Here is a 16,731-nt window from a genome sequence, read left to right on the forward strand (position 1 = left end):
AGAGGGAATGGTCCATGCTAGAAGAGGTAATAGCGCTGGGCCATGGGCAGCACCCGCGCGGGCTCACAGGTCAGGAGCTCGCCGTCGGCGCGCACCTCGTAGGTCTCCGGATCCACCTCGATGCGCGGGCAATAGGCATTGTTGACCATGTCGGCCTTGCTCAGCCCGCGGCAGCCCCTCGCCGCGGAGATCATCTTGCGCAGGCCGAGGCGCGTGGGCACCCCGTCCTCGAGCGCGGCCTTCGACACGAAGGTCATCGACGTGGAGTACACCGCCCCGCCGTAGGAGGCGAACATGGGCCGGTAGCGGACGGGCTGGGGAGTGGGGATGGAGGCATTGGGGTCGCCCATGGCCGCAGTGACGATGAGGCCGCTCTTCAGCACGAGCTCCGGCTTCACCCCGAAAAAGGCGGGCTTCCAGATCACGAGATCGGCGAGCTTGCCCGCCTCGATCGAGCCGACCTCGTGCGAGATCCCGTGGGAGATGGCGGGATTGATCGTGTACTTGGCCACGTACCGCTTGGCGCGCGCATTGTCGTTCCGCCCGTCGCCCGGGAGAGCGCCGCGCTGGCGCTTCATCTTGTCCGCCGTCTGCCAGGTGCGCGTGATGACTTCCGCGATGCGGCCCATGGCTTGGGAGTCCGACGAGAGCATGCTGATGGCGCCCAGGTCGTGGAGCACGTCCTCCGCCGCGATCGTCTCGGCACGGATGCGCGACTCGGCAAAGGCCAGGTCCTCGGGAATCTTCGGGTTCAGGTGATGGCAGACCATGAGCATGTCGAGATGCTCGTCCATGGTGTTGACGGTGAACGGCATGGTGGGATTCGTGGAGGAGGGCAGGCAGTTCGGCTCGCCGCAGACGCGAATGATGTCGGGGGCATGGCCGCCGCCCGCGCCCTCGGTGTGATAGGTGTGGATGGTCCGGTTCTTGAACGCCTTGATCGAGTCCTCGACGAAGCCCGCCTCGTTGAGAGTGTCCGTGTGGATGGCGACCTGCACGTCCATCTCCTCGGCGACGGACAGGCAGGCGTCGATGGCCGCCGGGGTCGTCCCCCAGTCCTCGTGGAGCTTGAGGCCGATGGCGCCGGCGGCCACCTGCTCGCGCAAGGGATCCAGTCGGGAAGCGTTGCCTTTCCCCAGAAAACCCAGATTGATGGGCAGACCATCCGAGGCCTCGAGCATGCGGTGGATGTTCCACGCGCCCGCCGAGCAGGTCGTGGCATTGGTGCCGGTGGCGGGGCCGGTGCCCCCGCCGATGAGCGTGGTCAGTCCCGCCGAGAGGGCCTCGTCGACGAGCTGCGGGCAGATGAAGTGGATATGTGAATCGATGCCGCCGGCCGTGACGATGCGTCCCTCCCCCGCGATGACCTCGGTGGAGGCCCCCACGATCATGCCCGCGGTAACACCCGCCTGGATGTCGGGATTCCCGGCCTTGCCCACGCCCACGATACGGCCGCCGCGCACGCCGATATCGGCCTTGACGATGCCCCAGTGATCGAGCACGAGGGCATTGGTGATCACGAGGTCGAGGACGCCCTCGGCGGCGGTGGCGCGGGCGGACTGTCCCATACCGTCGCGGATCACCTTGCCGCCTCCGAACTTGACCTCGTCGCCGTAGACGGTGAAGTCGCGCTCGACCTCGATGAGGATCTCGGTATCGGCCAGCCGGACCCGGTCGCCGACCGTGGGGCCGTAGAGATCGGCATACTGGCGGCGCGGCAGCCTCAGGCTCATGTCATCACGCTCCCTGGAATCCGGCTTGCGCGGCCTTCTTCACCGCCGCTTCCCGCCGCGCGTCATCCACCTTGCCGTCGGCGAGCGCGTTCAAGCCATGGACCTCTCGCGCCCCCGCCAGCTCGACGAGAGTCACGATCTTCTCGTCGCCGGGCTCGAAGCGCACCGCGGTGCCCGCGGGAATATTGAGCCTCATGCCCCACGCCTTGCCTCGTTCGAATCTGAGCGCGCGATTGGCCTCGAAGAAGTGGAAGTGTGAACCAACCTGAATGGGCCGGTCGGCCGTATTGGCTACCGTCAGCTGGACGGTCCGGCGCCCTTCATTCGCGACGATATCGCCCTCGCCCAGGATGTATTCGCCCGGAATCACTTCGCAGCCTCCCTCGGTTGACCGCCGTCTGGGGGAGTGCGGGGGCCATCTCTGGGCCCCCGCTGATAAATCGATGAACGAGGCCCGTGTCCACTCATCGGATTGGGTGATGTATGGTCACGAGCTTGGTGCCGTCGGGGAAAGTGCCCTCGACCTGCACCTCCTCGAGCATCTCGGGCACGCCGTCCATGACATCGCCGCGATTGAGAATGGTGATGCCGAAGGCCATGAGGTCTGAGACGCTCCGGCCATCGCGGATGCCCTCCAGGACCTCGGCGGTGATCAGGGCCAGGGCCTCTGGATAGTTCAGCTTGAGCCCCCGCCCCCGCCGCCGGCGGGCGACTTCCGCCGCGGTGAAGATCAGCAGCTTGTCCTGCTCTCGGGGGGTCAGGTGCATGGCCGGGGGTGATTCTACTTCAGACGGTCAAGTGCTGTCTCACCACGTCATGGCGCAGCTCCGCCGTCGAGCCCCTCGAGACGATGGCGCCCTTGCGCATGATGGCGTAGGAGTTGGCGAGCCGCCAGGCGAACTCGAGATATTGCTCGACGAGGAGGACGGCGATGCCCCGCTCCTTGATGCGCCCGATGGCATCCTCGATCTGGAGGATGACATTGGGCTGTATGCCTTCGGTCGGTTCGTCCATGAGGAGGAGCTTGGGGCGCGCCAGGAGCACGCGCGCGATGGCCAGCTGCTGCTGCTCACCGCCCGAGAGCACGCCGCCCTTGCGGGACAGGAGCTGCTTGAGCCGGGGGAAAAGACCGAAAACGCCCTCGTAGTCCCCGGGCGCGCCTCGAGCACTGTCCACGGACGAGGGGCGGCCGAGGAGGCCGACCCGGAGGTTCTCCGCCACGCTCAGATTGGGGAAGATCTCGCGCCCCTGGGGGACATAGCCGATGCCGCGGGCCGCGCGCTCTTCGGGGCGCAAGCCGCCCAGTTCGGCGCCGTCGAACGTGATGCGGCCCGCCCGCGTGGGCAGGAGCCCCATGATCGATTTGAGCAGGGTGGTCTTGCCCACGCCGTTGCGTCCCATGAGACAGACGACGCCGGCGTCCGGCACCTGGAGCGAGACGTCCCAGAGCACCTGGCTCTCGCCATACGCGACGTCGAGGCCCTGAATCTCAAGCATCGGCTTCGCGGCTCCGGCCGAGATAGACCTCCATCACCCTGTCGTCCTTCTGCACCTGCTCCACGGGCCCTTCGCAGAGGATGCTGCCCTCGTGGAGCACGGTCACCTTGCGCGCGATGCTGCGCACGAACTCCATGTCGTGCTCGATCACCAGCACCGCGCGCTCCGCGGCCACTCCCTGGAGGAGGCGGCCGGTCTTCTCGGTCTCCTCCTCGGTCATGCCGGCCACGGGCTCGTCGACGAGAAGCAGCTCGGCGTCCTGGACCATGACCATGCCGATCTCGAGCCATTGCTTCTGTCCGTGGGACAGCCCCCCCGCCCGCACATCGGCCTCGGCCGCGAGGCCAATCGTCTCGAGCGTGAGACTCACGCGCTCCTGTTGCTCCCCCGTCAGCCTCGATCGCAACGTCGCCAGCACGCCCTTGCTGGCCCGGGCCAGCGCGAGCTCGAGGTTCTCCCGCACCGTCAGGTTGGCGAAGATGGACGGCGTCTGGAACTTGCGCCCCACGCCGAGCGAGGCGATCTCGTTCTCGCGCCGGCCCGCGAGGTCGGTGCTGTGGCCGAAGATCACGCGACCCGCCGTGGGCTGGACCTTGCCCGAGATGACGTCGAGCAGCGTGGTCTTGCCTGCCCCGTTCGGCCCGATGACGACCCGCAGCTCCTTGTAGTCCATGAAGAAGTTGAGCCCATTGAGGGCCTTGAAACCGTCGTACTCGACGGTGACATCCTCGAGGTAGATGATGGAGCCGCCTGGCGAGGCATTCATGGTCATGGTCGCGGCCTCATCGGGGGGTCAGCTCCACCGTCTTGGCCGGCTCGCTGGCCGCCGGCACATGCTCGGGGGACTTGACGCGATCGAAGCGCGCCATCAGCTTTTGCGCGGTGCCGACCACGCCGTCCGGGAAGAAGAGGACGACGGTCACGAACATCCCGCCCAGCACGAGGATCCAGAGATCCGGGTAGTGCGTGGTCAACAGGCTCTGGAGCCAGTTGACGCCGAAGGCCCCCACCACGGGCCCGATGAGAGTCCCCCGCCCGCCCACAGCGACCCAGATGATCATCTCGATGGAGGGGAGGACGCCGATGCGGGCGGGCGTGATGATGCCGACCTGCCCGACGTAGAGCGCCCCCGCCAACCCGGCCAGCACCGCCGAGACCGTGAACACGAACATCTTGAAGGCGGCCGGCGAGTAGCCGCAGAAGAGCACGCGCGTCTCGCTGTCGCGGATGGCCACCAGCACCTTCCCGGCGGGGGAGCGCACGATCCACCGGCAGAGCAGATAGGCCGCGCAGAGAAAGAGCGCGGTGACGATGTAGAGACCGCGCTGGGTGCCCGGCGAATTGAGAGGGAAGCCGAACATCGTCTTGAAGCCGCTGAGCCCGTTGGTTCCTCCGAGGTTCATGGCATTGCGGTTGAAGGTGAGCCAGGCGCAGAGAGCAAGGGCCTGAGTGATGATGGAAAAATACACGCCGCGGATGCGGCTTCGAAAGGTGAGGAACCCGAACACGGCGGCGAAGAGCCCGGGCACGAGAACCACGGCGAGAAGCGTGAACCACGCGCTGTAGAACGGTTTCCAGAAGAGGGGAAGCTCCGTCACCCGGTTCCACACCATGAAGTCCGGGAGCACGTTCTGGTAGACGCCTTTGGCCCCGATCTCGAGCATGAGGTGCATGCCCATGGCATAGGCGCCCAGGCCGAAGAAGACGCCATGGCCGAGAGAGAGGACGCCCGCGTAGCCCCAGATGAGGTCGATGCCGAGAGCGAGGATGGCATAGGTCAGAAATTTGCCGAAGAGATTGAGGGTGAAATCCGAGACGCGGAGCGGTGAGCCCGCGGGGAGCGCGTTCAGGACGGGCAGCACCACGACGAGGAGGGCGGCCACGGCGAGAAAGGCCCAGCGCTCACGAGTCCGCATAGCGTCCCTTCGCCGCGAAGAGCCCGGAGGGGCGCCGCTGGATGAACAGGATCACGAGGACCAGGATGGCCACCTTGCCGAAGACGGCGCCGAGGCCCGGCTCGATGATCTTGTTGAGGCCGCCGATCCCCACGGCGGCCAGGATGGTGCCGAGCAGCTTGCCCACGCCGCCCGTGACCACGACCATGAACGAATCCACGATGTAGTTCTGACCCAGCTCCGGCCCCACGTTGCCGATCTGGGTCAGCGCGCAGCCCGCCAGCCCGGCCAGGCCGGCGCCCAGGGCGAAGGTCAGGGCGTCCACGCGTCGCGAGCGAACCCCGAGACAGGCGGCCATGTCCCGATTCTGCGTCACCGCGCGGACGCGCAGTCCGGCGTCGGTACGGAAGAGCAAGAAGTACATGGCGGCGACGGCCGCGGTGGCCAGCCCGATGATGAAGAGACGGTTGTAGGGCAGCACGACGCCAATCATGACCGGAATGCCGCCGGAAAGCCACTTGGGCGAGAGCACGTCCACGTTCGCCGCGCCGAACCAGAGCCGGAGCCCCTGCTGGATCATCAAGCTCACGCCCCAGGTCAAGAGAAGCGTCTCGAGCGGTCGCCCGTAGAGGAAGCGGATGACGCCGCGCTCCAGCGCGAAGCCGGCCACGCCCGCCACGAGGAATGACAAGGGCAGCGAGACGAGGAAGTAGTACTCGAGGGATCCCGCGGCATGGTCCTGGAACCAGGTCTGGGTTACGTAGGTCGTGTAGGCGCCCAGGGCCATGAGCTCGCCGTGGGCCATGTTGATGACGCCCATGAGCCCGAACACGATGGCCAGCCCGAGGGCCATGAGGAGCAGGATGGAGGAGAGGGACAGGCCCTGGAAGAGGATCTGCATGGTCTGGGTCAAGAGGGCCCAGCGCTCGATGCGCTTGACGGCATCGTCCGCCGCCCCGCGGAGCTGATCGGACGCGGCCGTGTCCTTGGCCACGTCCCGAAGGCGGTCGATGGCGTCCTGGCTGCCCAGCGTGCCGAGGGTGGCCGCGGCCCTCGTGCGCTCGACCTCGGACCCTGACTTGAGCTGGACGAGGGCGATGGCCTCCTGGAGGGCGTAGCGAACCCAGCGGTCCTTCTCCTTGGCCAGAGCTTCCGCGAGGGCGGGCAGCGCCCCCGGGTCACCCGCATTGCCCATCTTGACCGCGGCACCCTGCCGCACCGTCCAGTCAGGGTCCGCGAGCTGCGATTGCCCGGAGAATGCGTCGATGAGGGGCCGGATGGCCATGCGGAGACTCCGGCCGGTGGAGACCTCCTCGAGCGTGGTCAGCTCGACGAGGAGCGGTTTGCCATCCGGCGCGAGCATAGGCTCGCGGCCATAGGCGGAGAAGATCGGGACAAGAGTCTTGTCGCCTTCATTGACCTTGTCGCCGACGATCACCGTCTCTTTCTTGCCTCCGGGAAGCGGGCGGACATAGACGCTGCCTTCGCGGAGGGCCTCGAGGAGCGGGAGGATCTTGCGGTCGCCCGTCTTGCCGAGCGCGACGGCCGCCGCCTCCTGGACCGCGGCGTCGCTCGAGGCGACCTCGGCGATGGCCTTGACGGTTTCGGGCGGCGGCCCTGAGGCAGCGCCCTGCGCTGCTGCCGGGGCGGTGAGCCCCGGCAGCAGCGCGAGCGCCAACAGCAGGCGAATGATCACGTGCGTGGCTAGGCCTTCTTCTGGTACGTGCCCTTTTCCTTGACCCAGTCGCAGCCCTTGTCCGGGCTCGTGTACTTGCTCCACGGCTCGGCCCTGACCAGACCCTTCGAGCGCGAGACGACCTTGAACTGCCCGTCCTTGAGGATCTCGCCGATGAGCACCGGCTTGTAGGTGTGGTGGTTGGCCTCGTCCATCTTGATCTGGCCGCCCGGGGCCAGGAACGTCTGGCCGTAGACGGCCTTGCGGACCGCGTCCACCTCGAACGACTTGGCCTTCTCCGCGGCCTGCTTCCAGACGTAGACGCCGAAGTAGGCGGCTTCCATCGGGTCGTCGGTGACGCGCTTGTCACCGCCGGGCAGGTTGTTCTTCTTGGCGTAGGCCTTGAAGGCCTGGACGAACTTCTTGTTCTGCGGCGTGTCCACCACCTGGTAATAGTTCCAGGCGGCGAGATGGCCGACGAGGGCGGAGGTGTCCATGCCGCGCAGCTCGTCCTCGGCCACGGAAAAGGCCATGATGGGCGCGTTCTCCGAGCGGAGACCCTGGTTGGCGAACTCCTTGTAGAAGGGGACGTTGCTGTCGCCGTTGATGGTCGAGAGCACGGCGGCGCTGCCCCCGGAGGCGAAGCGCTTGATCTTGCCCACGATGGTCTGATAGTCCTGGTGATTGAACGGCGTGTACTCCTCGGCGATATTGTCCGCGGGCACGCCCTTGGCGAGCAGGAACGCGCGCAGGATCTTGTTGGCCGTGCGCGGGAACACGTAGTCGGTGCCCAGCAGGTAGAACTTCTTGTAGCCGCCGCCTTCCTTGGACATCATGTACTCGGCGGCGGGGATGAGCTGCTGGTTGGGCGTGGCGCCCGTGTAGAAGACGTTCTTCGAGCACTCCTCGCCCTCGTACTGCACGGGATAGAAGAGCAGGCCGTTGTTGTTCTCGAACACGGGCAGCACGGACTTGCGGCTCACGGACGTCCAGCAGCCGAAGACCACGGCCACCTTGTCCTGGAGCAGGAGCTGCTTGGCCTTCTCCGCGAAGAGGTCCCAGTTCGACGCGGGGTCGACCACCACCGGCTCGATCTTCTTCCCCATCACTCCGCCCTTGGCGTTGATCTCGTCGAACGCCATCATGCACACGTCGCGGAGTGAGACCTCGCTGATGGCCATGGTGCCCGAGAGCGAGTGGAGCACGCCTACCTTGACAGTCCCGCCGCCCTGCGCACGCAGCACGGCGGGAAAGCCGAGCCCCGCCGCCGCGCCGACGCCGGCCGCCGCTGTCCCCTTCAGAAAGTCCCTGCGTGAGAATCCTTGCATGCCCGTCTCCTTCTGACTTCGGGGTGAGAGTGGTGGGCCCTCCGTCGGGCCAGTGATCTGGGGGCAGAACCGGCGCTCGGCCTCAGACCCCGCTGTCTCGGCGCGCCGCCCTCGGGGGAGCAAGCCCCATGCCCGTATACAGACTCAGCCTTTTCAGCTAGTTGCGTGGTGCCGAATGAGAAAACTTAAAGGGCCGCTGCCTAGTTGGTAGGCAGCGGCCCTTTGATGCCTCAGAATTCGGCAGATCTATCGCGTGGTGCGGAGCGGCCCCATCGTATTGGCCAAGAGGAGAGCCTGAGCGACCTCGGCCATGGTCTTGCGGGTATCCATGGCCGTCTTCTGGATTCGTCGAAAGGCCTCGGGCTCGGTCAGTCCCATGCGTGTCATCAGGATGCCTTTGGCCCTGTCCACCAGCTTGCGCGACTCGAGCTTTTGCTTGAGGGCCTCGTTCTCCTTGCGTACCGCTTCCAGCTCACGGAAGCGCGAGACGGCGACGTCAAGCGCGGGCGCCAGCTCCTCCGGCCTCAGCGGCTTGACCAGGAAACCGAGCACGCCCGCCTCGACGGCGCCCGCGGTGATATCGGGATTCGTGTGGCTCGTGAGCAGCACGATCGGACACGGCAAGGCCGCCATCACGCGACGGGCCGCTTCCACGCCATCGCCGTCGGGCAGGCCGACAGCGAGCAGCAAGACGTCGGGGCGATGCTTGTCGACGAGGCGCACGGCGTCCTCGACGCGACTGCCATTGCCGACCACGGTGCCCCCCTGGGCGCCGATGGCCTCGGCCACGGCCGCCCGGGAGGGAGCATGATCATCCACGATCAGGACTCTCCAGCGCGTAGTCGTCTTCATGGCGACCTGAGGCAGCAAGGAGGATGCCACGGTGCACGCCTGAAAAATCGCGCGATTGTGCTGCTCCGCGTAAGCCAGACGTGCTCAGCCGTCGCGCATATTACGGCCGAACGCTCACCGGATGAGCAGTTCCAGGGCCCGGTCTTCTTGATATTGACTTCATATTGACTTCGCCAGGGAGCCGGTGGGATGCTCTGGCCGTGAACAGGCACCGCCTGCCCGCCAAGCTCATGGCCACCCTCTGGCTGGCCACGTACGTGATCTGCATCGGGCTCGTCTGCTCGTTCATCCTCTTCGAGGTCCTCGACATCGACGGCTCCGACTTCCCGACGCCGCCGACATCGACGACCACGCCGATCAAGCTCGCCGAGCCCGCCCACGAGATCAAGCGCGCGTTGCTCTCCGGCCCGGCGCTGCTCTGGATGCTCTTCTCGATCCTCGTCTTCGTGCTCGAGGGCAGCGGCCTCCGGCCGCACAGAATGCCCGCGCCGGTGACGGTCCAGCCCGGCCCCCGCCGCCGTCGTCCACGCTTGGCCCTGCCTCGAGCTTCGCTCGCTGATCCCGCTCCGTCCGCCTGACCGCCGCCCCCCATCCTCCTCACCGCCCAAGGTCGAACCGAGGGAAACGCTTATGGTCAGGATTGTCACCGCCGTGTGCTGTCTCGCGCTTCTCGGCGCCGCGGGAGGAGTCCGCGCTCAGGAGCGCCTGGCCGCGCTCACGCTCGAGCAGGCGCTACGGCTGGCCAGCGAGACCAATCCGAACGTGCGCGCCAAGGAATTCGAGCTCAAGGCCGTCGGGGCCAACGAGATCACGGCCGGGCTTAGGCCGAATCCGACCGCGAACTTCCTCGCCGAGCAATTCGCGGGCGGCTCCTCCGCATCCCAGACGCAGTACACCATCAACATTGGTCAGCCCATCGAGCTCGGCGGCAAGCGTCAGCGCCGTGTCGACAGCGCCACCGCTCAGACGAAGGTCACCTCCCACCAGCTCGCCGATCTCAGAAGGCAGATCGACTTCCAGGTCAAGAAAACCTTCACGGACATCCTGGTGGCCCGGGACTCGGTAAGCCTGGCCGAGCAAAACCTGGCGGCCCTCGACGACCTCGAAAAGGTCCAGCGCCTTCGGGCCGACAAGGGGGACCTTTCCGGCCTCGAGCTGCTCAGGATCCAGGTCCAGCGGTACAGCCTGGAGCGGGATGCCGCCGACGCCCGACAGGCGCTGAAAGCAGGCAAGATCGCGCTCCGCGCCCTGGTGGGGCCCGACAAGGTCGTCGAAGACTTCGACGTCACGGGCGCTCTCGACTATCGCCAAGCATCTTTCACCCAGTCCGAGCTCTACCGGCGGGCCCTCGACGCCCGGCCGGACGTCCGGGCGGCCGAGGCGGCTCGCGACAAGGCCAGGGCGGACATCAATCTGGCCAAGGCCAATGCGTGGTGGGACATCACCCCTCAGGTCGAGTACCAGCGCATCGGCCCCGACAACACGATCGGCTTCGGAGTCGGCCTGCCTGTCCGGATTTTCGATCGCAATCAGGGCGAGATCGCCCGCACCCGGGCGGACGCCCTGCGGGTCGACGCCGTGCGGGATGCCGTCGCCGTGCAGGCCCTCTCGGAGGTGGATACCGCTCTCGCCGCCGTCCAGACCGAGCGGGGCAAGGTGCTGGCCCTGCGCGATACCTACTTGCCGAAGGCGACCCAGGCGCGCGACACCGTGGAGTTCGCCTACCGGCGAGGAGGCGTGAACCTGCTCGACTATATCGATGCCCAGCGCACGTATCGGGAAACCGCCCTGGAGTACGTACGTGCGCTGGGCAACTACCGGACGGCCATCCACCTGCTCGAAGCCGCCGTGGGCGGCTCTTTGAGGGACTAGAATGCGGATCGCCCTCGTCATCCTCCTCGTCACCACCTTGGCCGCTGGATGCAAGGACGCCAAGTCCGCCCCGCCCGGCTCCGCTCCATCTCCGGCGGCCACCGCGGGGAGCCCCGTCAAGATCGTCATGCCCGAGCATCGCATGCGCACCGCCCTCCTCGAGACGACGGGCAAGGTCCAGTTCAACGAGGAGCAGCTCGTGCGCGTCAACGCGCCCGTGACCGGGCGCGTACTGGAGGTGCTCGCCCGCCCGGGCGAAGCCGTCGAGCTCGGCCACCGCCTCTTCATCCTCGACAGCCCGGATCTCGGCCAGGCCAAGAGCGACTATGCCAAGGCCGTTTCCGATCTCCAGCGGTCCGAGAAGGCCATCAAGCTCGCCCGCGAGCTCTTCGAGATGAAGGCCACCGCGGAGAAGGACCTGCGCGACGCGGAGAACGAGTACAACAAGGCCGTGGCCGAGCGAGACCGCGCGGCCTCTCGCCTCCGGGCCCTCGGGGTGAAGCCCGAGCAGCTCAGGGATATCGGGGCCCGGGCGGACGCCTCCACCGCCATCACGGTGACGGCCCCCCGCGGCGGGATCGTCGTGGAGCGGAATATCAGTCCCGGGCAAGTGGTGGCCTATGGGCAGTCCGACACGCCCGTGAGTCTCTTCGTCATCGCCAATCTCTCCACGATGTGGATACTCGCCGATGTCTACGAGCCCGATGTGCCCAGGGTGCGGCTGGGGCAGACCGTTCGCATCACCCTCCCCTGCTGTCCCCGGGAAAGCTACGAAGGCAAGGTCACCAATATCGGCGCCGCCATCGACAAGGAAAGTCGGACGCTCAAGATCAGGGCCGTGGTCCCGAGTGCCCGCGGCAGCCTCAAGGCCGAGATGTTCGTCAAGGCCGCCATCGAAACGGGTGCCTCGCAGATTCTGACCCTGCCCCAGAGTGCCATCCAGCGCCAAGACGGGCAGACCTTCGTGCTGCTCGAGAAGGGACAGGGTGAATACGCGCGGCGAGCCGTCAAGACGGGCGCCGAGTTCGACGGCGTGGTCGAAGTCCTCGAGGGGGTGACGCCCGAGGATCGCGTGGTCAGCACCGGGGGTGTCCTCCTCAAGCGCGACGCGCAATGATCGAACGCCTCGTCGCCTTCGCCCTCCGCCAGCGCTTCATCGTCCTGTCGCTGGCCCTTCTCTTGACCGTCATGGGCGTGACGTCCTTTCACGGACTTCCCATCGAGGCCTATCCCGATGTGGGCGACGTCCGCGCGGAAATCATCACGCTGTGGCCGGGACACGCTGCCGAAGAAGTCGAGCGACTCATCACCATTCCGCTCGAGAACGAGCTCAACGGGATCGCTCGCGTGACCGTCATCCGCTCGGACACGCTCTTCGGCCTGTCGAATATCCGCGTCGTCTTCGCCGACGGAACGGACGACTACTGGGCCCGGCAGCAGGCCCAGGAGCGGATTGCTCAGGCCCAGCTCCCCGCCGACGCCAAGCCGGGTCTCGGTCCGATGTCGAGCGTCATCGGCGAGGTGTATCGCTACACCCTCGAGTCCAAGACCATGTCACTGGTCGAGCTCAAAGCCCTCCAGGACTGGGTGCTGGAGCGCGAGTTCCGTCAGGTTCCGGGCGTGGCCGACGTCGTCTCCTGGGGCGGGGGGACCAAGCAGTACGAGATCATCGTGGATCCCGCGCGTCTCCGCGCCTACAACCTCACCCTCAAACAGGTGCTGGACGCGGCGGCCAGCTCCAACTCCAACTCCGGAGGCGGCTACATCGCCCAGGGCGAGTACCGCGTGACCGTACGTGGACTCGGTCTCCTGCGGTCCATCGCCGACATCGAGAACATCGTGGTCAGCGCCCAGAAGGGCACCCCGGTGCGGGTCCGCGACATCGGGACGGTCGGCGTGGGCATCGCGATCCGGCTGGGTGTCCTGGGCCGCGATCACGACGACGATCTGGTCCAGGGCATCGTGCTCATGCGCAAGGGGGAGAACCCGGATGCCGTGATCCAGGGGGTGGCCCGGAAGATCGAAACGCTCAAGAAGACGCTCCCCGCCGGCGTCGAGCTGCGGGACTACTACAGCCGCGATCGGCTCGTGCGGACCACGGTGCGGACGGTCATGCGCAACCTCATCGAGGGTGCGGCCCTCGTCGTCGTCCTCCTCTCCCTCTTCCTCTACAACATTCGGGCCGCCCTCATCGTCGCCGTCACCATTCCCCTTTCCCTGCTCTTCGCCTTCATCTTCATGGATCTGCGTGGCATCCCCGCGAACCTGCTCTCCCTGGGCGCCATCGACTTCGGCATCATCGTCGACGGCGCGGTGATCATGACGGAGAACATCCTCCGCCATCTCGCCGAGCAGAAGCCGGACGGCCGCCGAGTGGTCCGCGAGGTCCAGCACGCGGCGGTGGAAGTGGCGCGCCCCCTCACCTTCGCCGTACTCATCATCATGACGGTGTACGTGCCGATCCTCACCTTCCAGCGCATCGAGGGCAAGCTCTTCCGCCCCATGGCCATCACCATCTCGCTCGCGGTCATCGGCGCTCTCATCCTCACCCTGACCCTGATTCCCGTGCTGTGCAGTTACCTCTTCAAGCTCCCCCCCTCGGATCGCGAGAGCCCGCTCCTGGCCGTCCTGCGGCGGCCCTACCTGCCCGCCATTCGCTGGTGCGTGCGCCGGCCCCTCGTGCCCATCCTGGGCGCCGCGCTCCTCCTCGCGGTTTCTCTGTCGACGTTCACGCTCCTCGGAAAGGAATTCCTCCCCGAGCTCGATGAGGGCGACCTCTGGCTGCGTGTCCAGTTCCCCGTGGGAGTGTCGATCGAAGGCGTGCGGCCGTACGTGCGGGAGATCCGCGAGCGGCTCCTCCGATTCCCGGAAGTGCGGGTCGTCGTCTCACAGCTCGGCGCTCCGGACGACGGCACCGATCCCGAGGCCCCCGACAACGCGGAGTTCTACGTCGGCCTCAAGCCTCGCGAGGAGTGGCCAAATCCGGACAAGGAGCGTCTGGTGACGGCGATGACCGCGGCGCTGGCGAACATACCTGGCGTCAGCACGAACTTCTCCCAGCCCATCAAGGACAACGTCGACGAGGCTCTGGCGGGGGTGAAGGGTGAGCTCGCCATCAAGCTCTACGGCCCCGACATCTTCGTGATGGACGGAGTGGCCAAGCAGATCGCCGCCGTTCTCAAGGACATCCGTGGCGTCGCGGATCTCGACTATGACCACTGCACCGGACAACCCCAGCTTCAGGTGGTCATCGACCGCGCCGCCGCCGCCCGGCACGGCATCAATGTCCAGGACATCCAGGACACCATCGAGGCAACCAGCAAGGGCCGCGCCGTCACCGAGATCTTCGAGGAGGAGCGGCGCTTCAACCTGGTCGTCAAGCTGGGTCAGGCCGGCGAGCCCGGAGCGCGGCTTCGCCAGGTGGCGGTCAGCGCCCCGAGCGGGGAGCGCATTCCCTTGAGCCAGCTCGCCGAGTTCCTCCGGACCGACGGGCTCGCGGAGATCTTCCGCGAGAACAATGTCCGGCGCCTGTCCATCAAGTGGAGCGTGCGGGAGCGCGACATGGGCGGTCTCGTGGCCGAAGCCATGCAGAAGGTGGAGGCGGCCGTGACCCTGCCGCCGGGTTACCGGATGGTATGGAGCGGCCGCTTCGAGGATCAGCAGCGCGCCCTCGGCCGCCTCTACGTCATCGTGCCTCTCGTCATCTTCATCATCTTCGTCCTGCTCTTCGGCGCGTTCAACTCGACGGGCGACGCACTCCTGATCATGCTCAACCTTCCCTTCGCGTTGATCGGCGGCACCCTGGCTCTCTTCTTCTGGCAGAGCAACTTCAATATCTCGGCCGCCGTCGGCTACATCGCCGTGTTCGGCGTCAGTGTGCTGAACGGCACCGTCCTCGTCTCCTCCATCCGCCATGCCTACGCCGACGGCCTCCCCCTGCGCGAGGCCATCGTCCGGGGCTGCGAGATCCGCTTCAGGCCCATCATGGTCTCGGCCATCGTGGCCATCATCGGCTTTCTGCCCGCCGCTCTCAGCCAGGGTATCGGGGCCGAGATCCAGAAGCCACTCGCGCGTGTGGTGATCGGCGGACTCATCTCCTCGACGGCCCTGACCTTGCTCGTACTACCTGCCGTCTATGCTCTGTTCGCCGCCCGGGACGAGAATCGCGACGGCGCGGCCCGGCCGCCCGGCGAGAAGAACACGTAGGTCAGCCTGATCGAGAAGGTGTCGAGCGTCTAGGACGGCGACGAGACCCCCGGGATTCGGCCGCCGCACGAGAAAGGACGGCGGCCGGCCCGAGCACGCCGGCCGCCGCGAGACCGATGAGAGTCTAGATGTCGTAGTACAGCGCGAACTCGTACGGATGCGGCCGCAGGCGGACGGGATCCACCTCGTTCTTCCGCTTGTAGTCGATCCACGTCTCGATGAGATCCGGCGTGAAGACGTCGCCCTTGAGCAGGAAGTCGTGGTTCTTCTCGAGATTGTCCAGCACGATGTCCAGCGCCCCCGGAAGCTGCTTGATCTTCTTCTGCTCGGCGGGCGGCAGCTCGTAGAGATCCTTGTCCACGGGCTTGCCGGGATCGATCTTGTTGGCCACGCCGTCCAGACCGGCCATCACGCATGCCGCAAACGAGAGGTACGGATTGCAGGTCGGGTCCGGCGTCCGGAACTCGATGCGCTTGGCTCCCTCCGCCTTCGAGTACATGGGAATGCGAATGGCCGCCGACCGGTTCCGCTGGCTGTACACCAGGTTGATGGGGGCCTCGTAGCCCGGCACCAGCCGCTTGTAGCTATTCGTGCTGGGGGCGATGAAGGCGAGGAGGGCGGGGGCGTGCTTGAGGATGCCGCCGATGTAGTAGAGGCACGTCTTCGAGATGTCGGCGTACCCACCCCGCTCGTAGAAAAGGTTCTTGCCGTTCTTCCAGATCGACTGGTGGGTGTGCATGCCCGAACCATTGTCCTGAAAGAGCGGCTTGGGCATGAAGGTGGCCGTCTTGCCCCATTTCTTGGCCGTGTTCTTGGCGCAGTACTTGTACCAGCAGACCTTGTCGGCCATCTTGGTCAGCGTGTCGTAGCGCATGTCGATCTCGGTCTGCCCGCCCGTGGCCACCTCGTGGTGATGCACCTCGATCCGGACGCCGACCGATTCGAGGGCGAGCACCATATCGGAGCGAATGTCCTGGAACTTGTCCATGGGCGGCACGGGGAAATAGCCCTGCTTGTAGCGCGGCTTGTAGCCGAGGTTCGGCCGGTCCGGCGTGCCCTCGAGGCCCGTGTTCCAGGCGCCGGCCTCGGAGTCGATGAAGTAGTAGCCGCAGTTGTACGTCTGGTCGAAGCGAATGGAGTCGAAGAAGAAGAACTCGAGCTCGGGTCCGATGTAGATCGTGTCTCCGACGCCCGACTTCTTCACGTAGGCCTCGGCCTTCTGGGCAACGTAGCGGGGATCGCGCGTGTACGCCTTCCCCGTGATCGGGTCCTTGACATTGCAGATGAGGACCATGGTGGGCACCGCGGTGAACGGGTCCATCTGCGCCGTCGAGGCATCGGGCATGAGCAGCATGTCCGACTCGTCGATGGTCTGAAAGCCGCGGATCGACGAGCCGTCGAAGCCCAGGCCGTCTGCGAAGATGCCCTCGTTCAGCTCGGAGACCGGGATCGAGAAGTGCTGCCAGAGGCCGGGGAGATCGATGAAGCGCAGATCGATGATCTTGACGCCCTTCTCCTTGGCCATTTTCAACACGTCCTTCGGGGTCATGCGCTCTGCCTCCTTTGCCGTGACGTGGGAGCAAAATGCCGGGCCGGCGAAGCGTCGGTGCCCCGCCGGCCCGGATACCCTATGCGGTTGTCTTCAGCCCGTCAAGACCACGACCTTCCTAGTG

At 66.3% G+C, this 16,731-nt stretch carries 14 protein-coding genes; 4 read left to right on the forward strand and 10 right to left on the reverse strand.

Features of this window, described 5'->3' with window-relative positions:
- Positions 1-17 precede the first annotated feature (17 nt).
- The 9 genes from ureC to VGT00_01205 form a co-directional block, all read right to left on the reverse strand.
- Positions 18-1,733, reverse strand: a complete 1,716-nt coding sequence (ureC, locus tag VGT00_01165; GenBank protein ID HEV8530008.1) for an urease subunit alpha — start codon at positions 1,731-1,733, stop codon at positions 18-20.
- Between the two features lie 4 nt (positions 1,734-1,737).
- Entirely contained in the window at positions 1,738-2,103 is a 366-nt protein-coding gene (gene ureB / locus VGT00_01170) for an urease subunit beta (protein ID HEV8530009.1), read from the reverse strand.
- Between the two features lie 94 nt (positions 2,104-2,197).
- Positions 2,198-2,500: an urease subunit gamma gene (locus VGT00_01175; GenBank protein ID HEV8530010.1), complete on the reverse strand. Its 303-nt coding sequence runs from the start codon at positions 2,498-2,500 to the stop codon at positions 2,198-2,200.
- A 19-nt stretch (positions 2,501-2,519) separates the two neighbouring features.
- Positions 2,520-3,230: an urea ABC transporter ATP-binding subunit UrtE gene (urtE, locus tag VGT00_01180; GenBank protein HEV8530011.1), complete on the reverse strand. Its 711-nt coding sequence runs from the start codon at positions 3,228-3,230 to the stop codon at positions 2,520-2,522.
- On the reverse strand, positions 3,223-4,002 hold the full coding sequence (urtD, locus tag VGT00_01185; protein ID HEV8530012.1) for an urea ABC transporter ATP-binding protein UrtD: 780 nt from the start codon (positions 4,000-4,002) through the stop codon (positions 3,223-3,225). Before urtD ends, urtE begins: the two co-directional genes overlap by 8 nt.
- A gap of 10 nt (positions 4,003-4,012) precedes the next feature.
- On the reverse strand, positions 4,013-5,146 hold the full coding sequence (urtC, locus tag VGT00_01190) for an urea ABC transporter permease subunit UrtC (GenBank protein HEV8530013.1): 1,134 nt from the start codon (positions 5,144-5,146) through the stop codon (positions 4,013-4,015).
- Positions 5,133-6,821 carry an urea ABC transporter permease subunit UrtB gene (gene urtB, locus VGT00_01195; protein HEV8530014.1) on the reverse strand — a complete coding sequence of 563 codons (1,689 nt, stop codon included), beginning with the start codon at positions 6,819-6,821 and terminating at the stop codon, positions 5,133-5,135. Before urtB ends, urtC begins: the two co-directional genes overlap by 14 nt.
- A gap of 8 nt (positions 6,822-6,829) precedes the next feature.
- The gene (gene urtA, locus VGT00_01200; protein ID HEV8530015.1) at positions 6,830-8,128 is read right to left on the reverse strand and encodes an urea ABC transporter substrate-binding protein; all 1,299 of its coding nucleotides are present in this window, start codon (positions 8,126-8,128) and stop codon (positions 6,830-6,832) included.
- A gap of 246 nt (positions 8,129-8,374) precedes the next feature.
- On the reverse strand, positions 8,375-9,010 hold the full coding sequence (locus VGT00_01205; GenBank protein ID HEV8530016.1) for an ANTAR domain-containing protein: 636 nt from the start codon (positions 9,008-9,010) through the stop codon (positions 8,375-8,377).
- A 170-nt stretch (positions 9,011-9,180) separates the two neighbouring features.
- On the opposite strand from VGT00_01205, the gene VGT00_01210 reads away from it, so the two are divergent.
- The 4 genes from VGT00_01210 to VGT00_01225 are packed head-to-tail and all read left to right on the forward strand — an operon-like array spanning position 9,181 to position 15,058.
- A complete protein-coding gene (locus VGT00_01210; protein ID HEV8530017.1) occupies positions 9,181-9,558 on the forward strand; it encodes a hypothetical protein in 378 nt (125 codons plus the stop codon).
- Between the two features lie 52 nt (positions 9,559-9,610).
- Entirely contained in the window at positions 9,611-10,852 is a 1,242-nt protein-coding gene (locus VGT00_01215) for a TolC family protein (protein ID HEV8530018.1), read from the forward strand.
- A 1-nt stretch (position 10,853) separates the two neighbouring features.
- Positions 10,854-11,969: an efflux RND transporter periplasmic adaptor subunit gene (locus VGT00_01220; GenBank protein ID HEV8530019.1), complete on the forward strand. Its 1,116-nt coding sequence runs from the start codon at positions 10,854-10,856 to the stop codon at positions 11,967-11,969.
- A complete protein-coding gene (locus VGT00_01225; GenBank protein HEV8530020.1) occupies positions 11,966-15,058 on the forward strand; it encodes a CusA/CzcA family heavy metal efflux RND transporter in 3,093 nt (1,030 codons plus the stop codon). The genes VGT00_01220 and VGT00_01225 overlap by 4 nt, the downstream gene beginning before the upstream one ends.
- Positions 15,059-15,182: 124 nt before the next feature.
- On the opposite strand, the gene glnA is transcribed toward VGT00_01225, so the two are convergent.
- Entirely contained in the window at positions 15,183-16,607 is a 1,425-nt protein-coding gene (glnA, locus tag VGT00_01230; protein ID HEV8530021.1) for a type I glutamate--ammonia ligase, read from the reverse strand.
- Between the last annotated feature and the right edge of the window lie 124 nt (positions 16,608-16,731).

The organism is Candidatus Methylomirabilota bacterium (assembly GCA_036002485.1).
Classification (GTDB): Bacteria; Methylomirabilota; Methylomirabilia; order Rokubacteriales; family CSP1-6; genus AR37.

Excerpts from the sequence above, each read along its gene's own strand:
- ureC (HEV8530008.1), bottom strand. The coding sequence starts at position 1,733 with ATGAGCCTGAGGCTGCCGCGCCGCCAGTATGCCGATCTCTACGGCCCC.
- VGT00_01175 (HEV8530010.1), bottom strand. The coding sequence starts at position 2,500 with ATGCACCTGACCCCCCGAGAGCAGGACAAGCTGCTGATCTTCACCGCG.
- urtE (HEV8530011.1), bottom strand. The coding sequence starts at position 3,230 with ATGCTTGAGATTCAGGGCCTCGACGTCGCGTATGGCGAGAGCCAGGTG.
- urtD (HEV8530012.1), bottom strand. The coding sequence starts at position 4,002 with ATGACCATGAATGCCTCGCCAGGCGGCTCCATCATCTACCTCGAGGAT.
- urtC (HEV8530013.1), bottom strand. The coding sequence starts at position 5,146 with ATGCGGACTCGTGAGCGCTGGGCCTTTCTCGCCGTGGCCGCCCTCCTC.
- urtA (HEV8530015.1), bottom strand. The coding sequence starts at position 8,128 with ATGCAAGGATTCTCACGCAGGGACTTTCTGAAGGGGACAGCGGCGGCC.
- VGT00_01215 (HEV8530018.1), top strand. The coding sequence starts at position 9,611 with ATGGTCAGGATTGTCACCGCCGTGTGCTGTCTCGCGCTTCTCGGCGCC.
- VGT00_01220 (HEV8530019.1), top strand. The coding sequence starts at position 10,854 with ATGCGGATCGCCCTCGTCATCCTCCTCGTCACCACCTTGGCCGCTGGA.
- VGT00_01225 (HEV8530020.1), top strand. The coding sequence starts at position 11,966 with ATGATCGAACGCCTCGTCGCCTTCGCCCTCCGCCAGCGCTTCATCGTC.
- glnA (HEV8530021.1), bottom strand. The coding sequence starts at position 16,607 with ATGACCCCGAAGGACGTGTTGAAAATGGCCAAGGAGAAGGGCGTCAAG.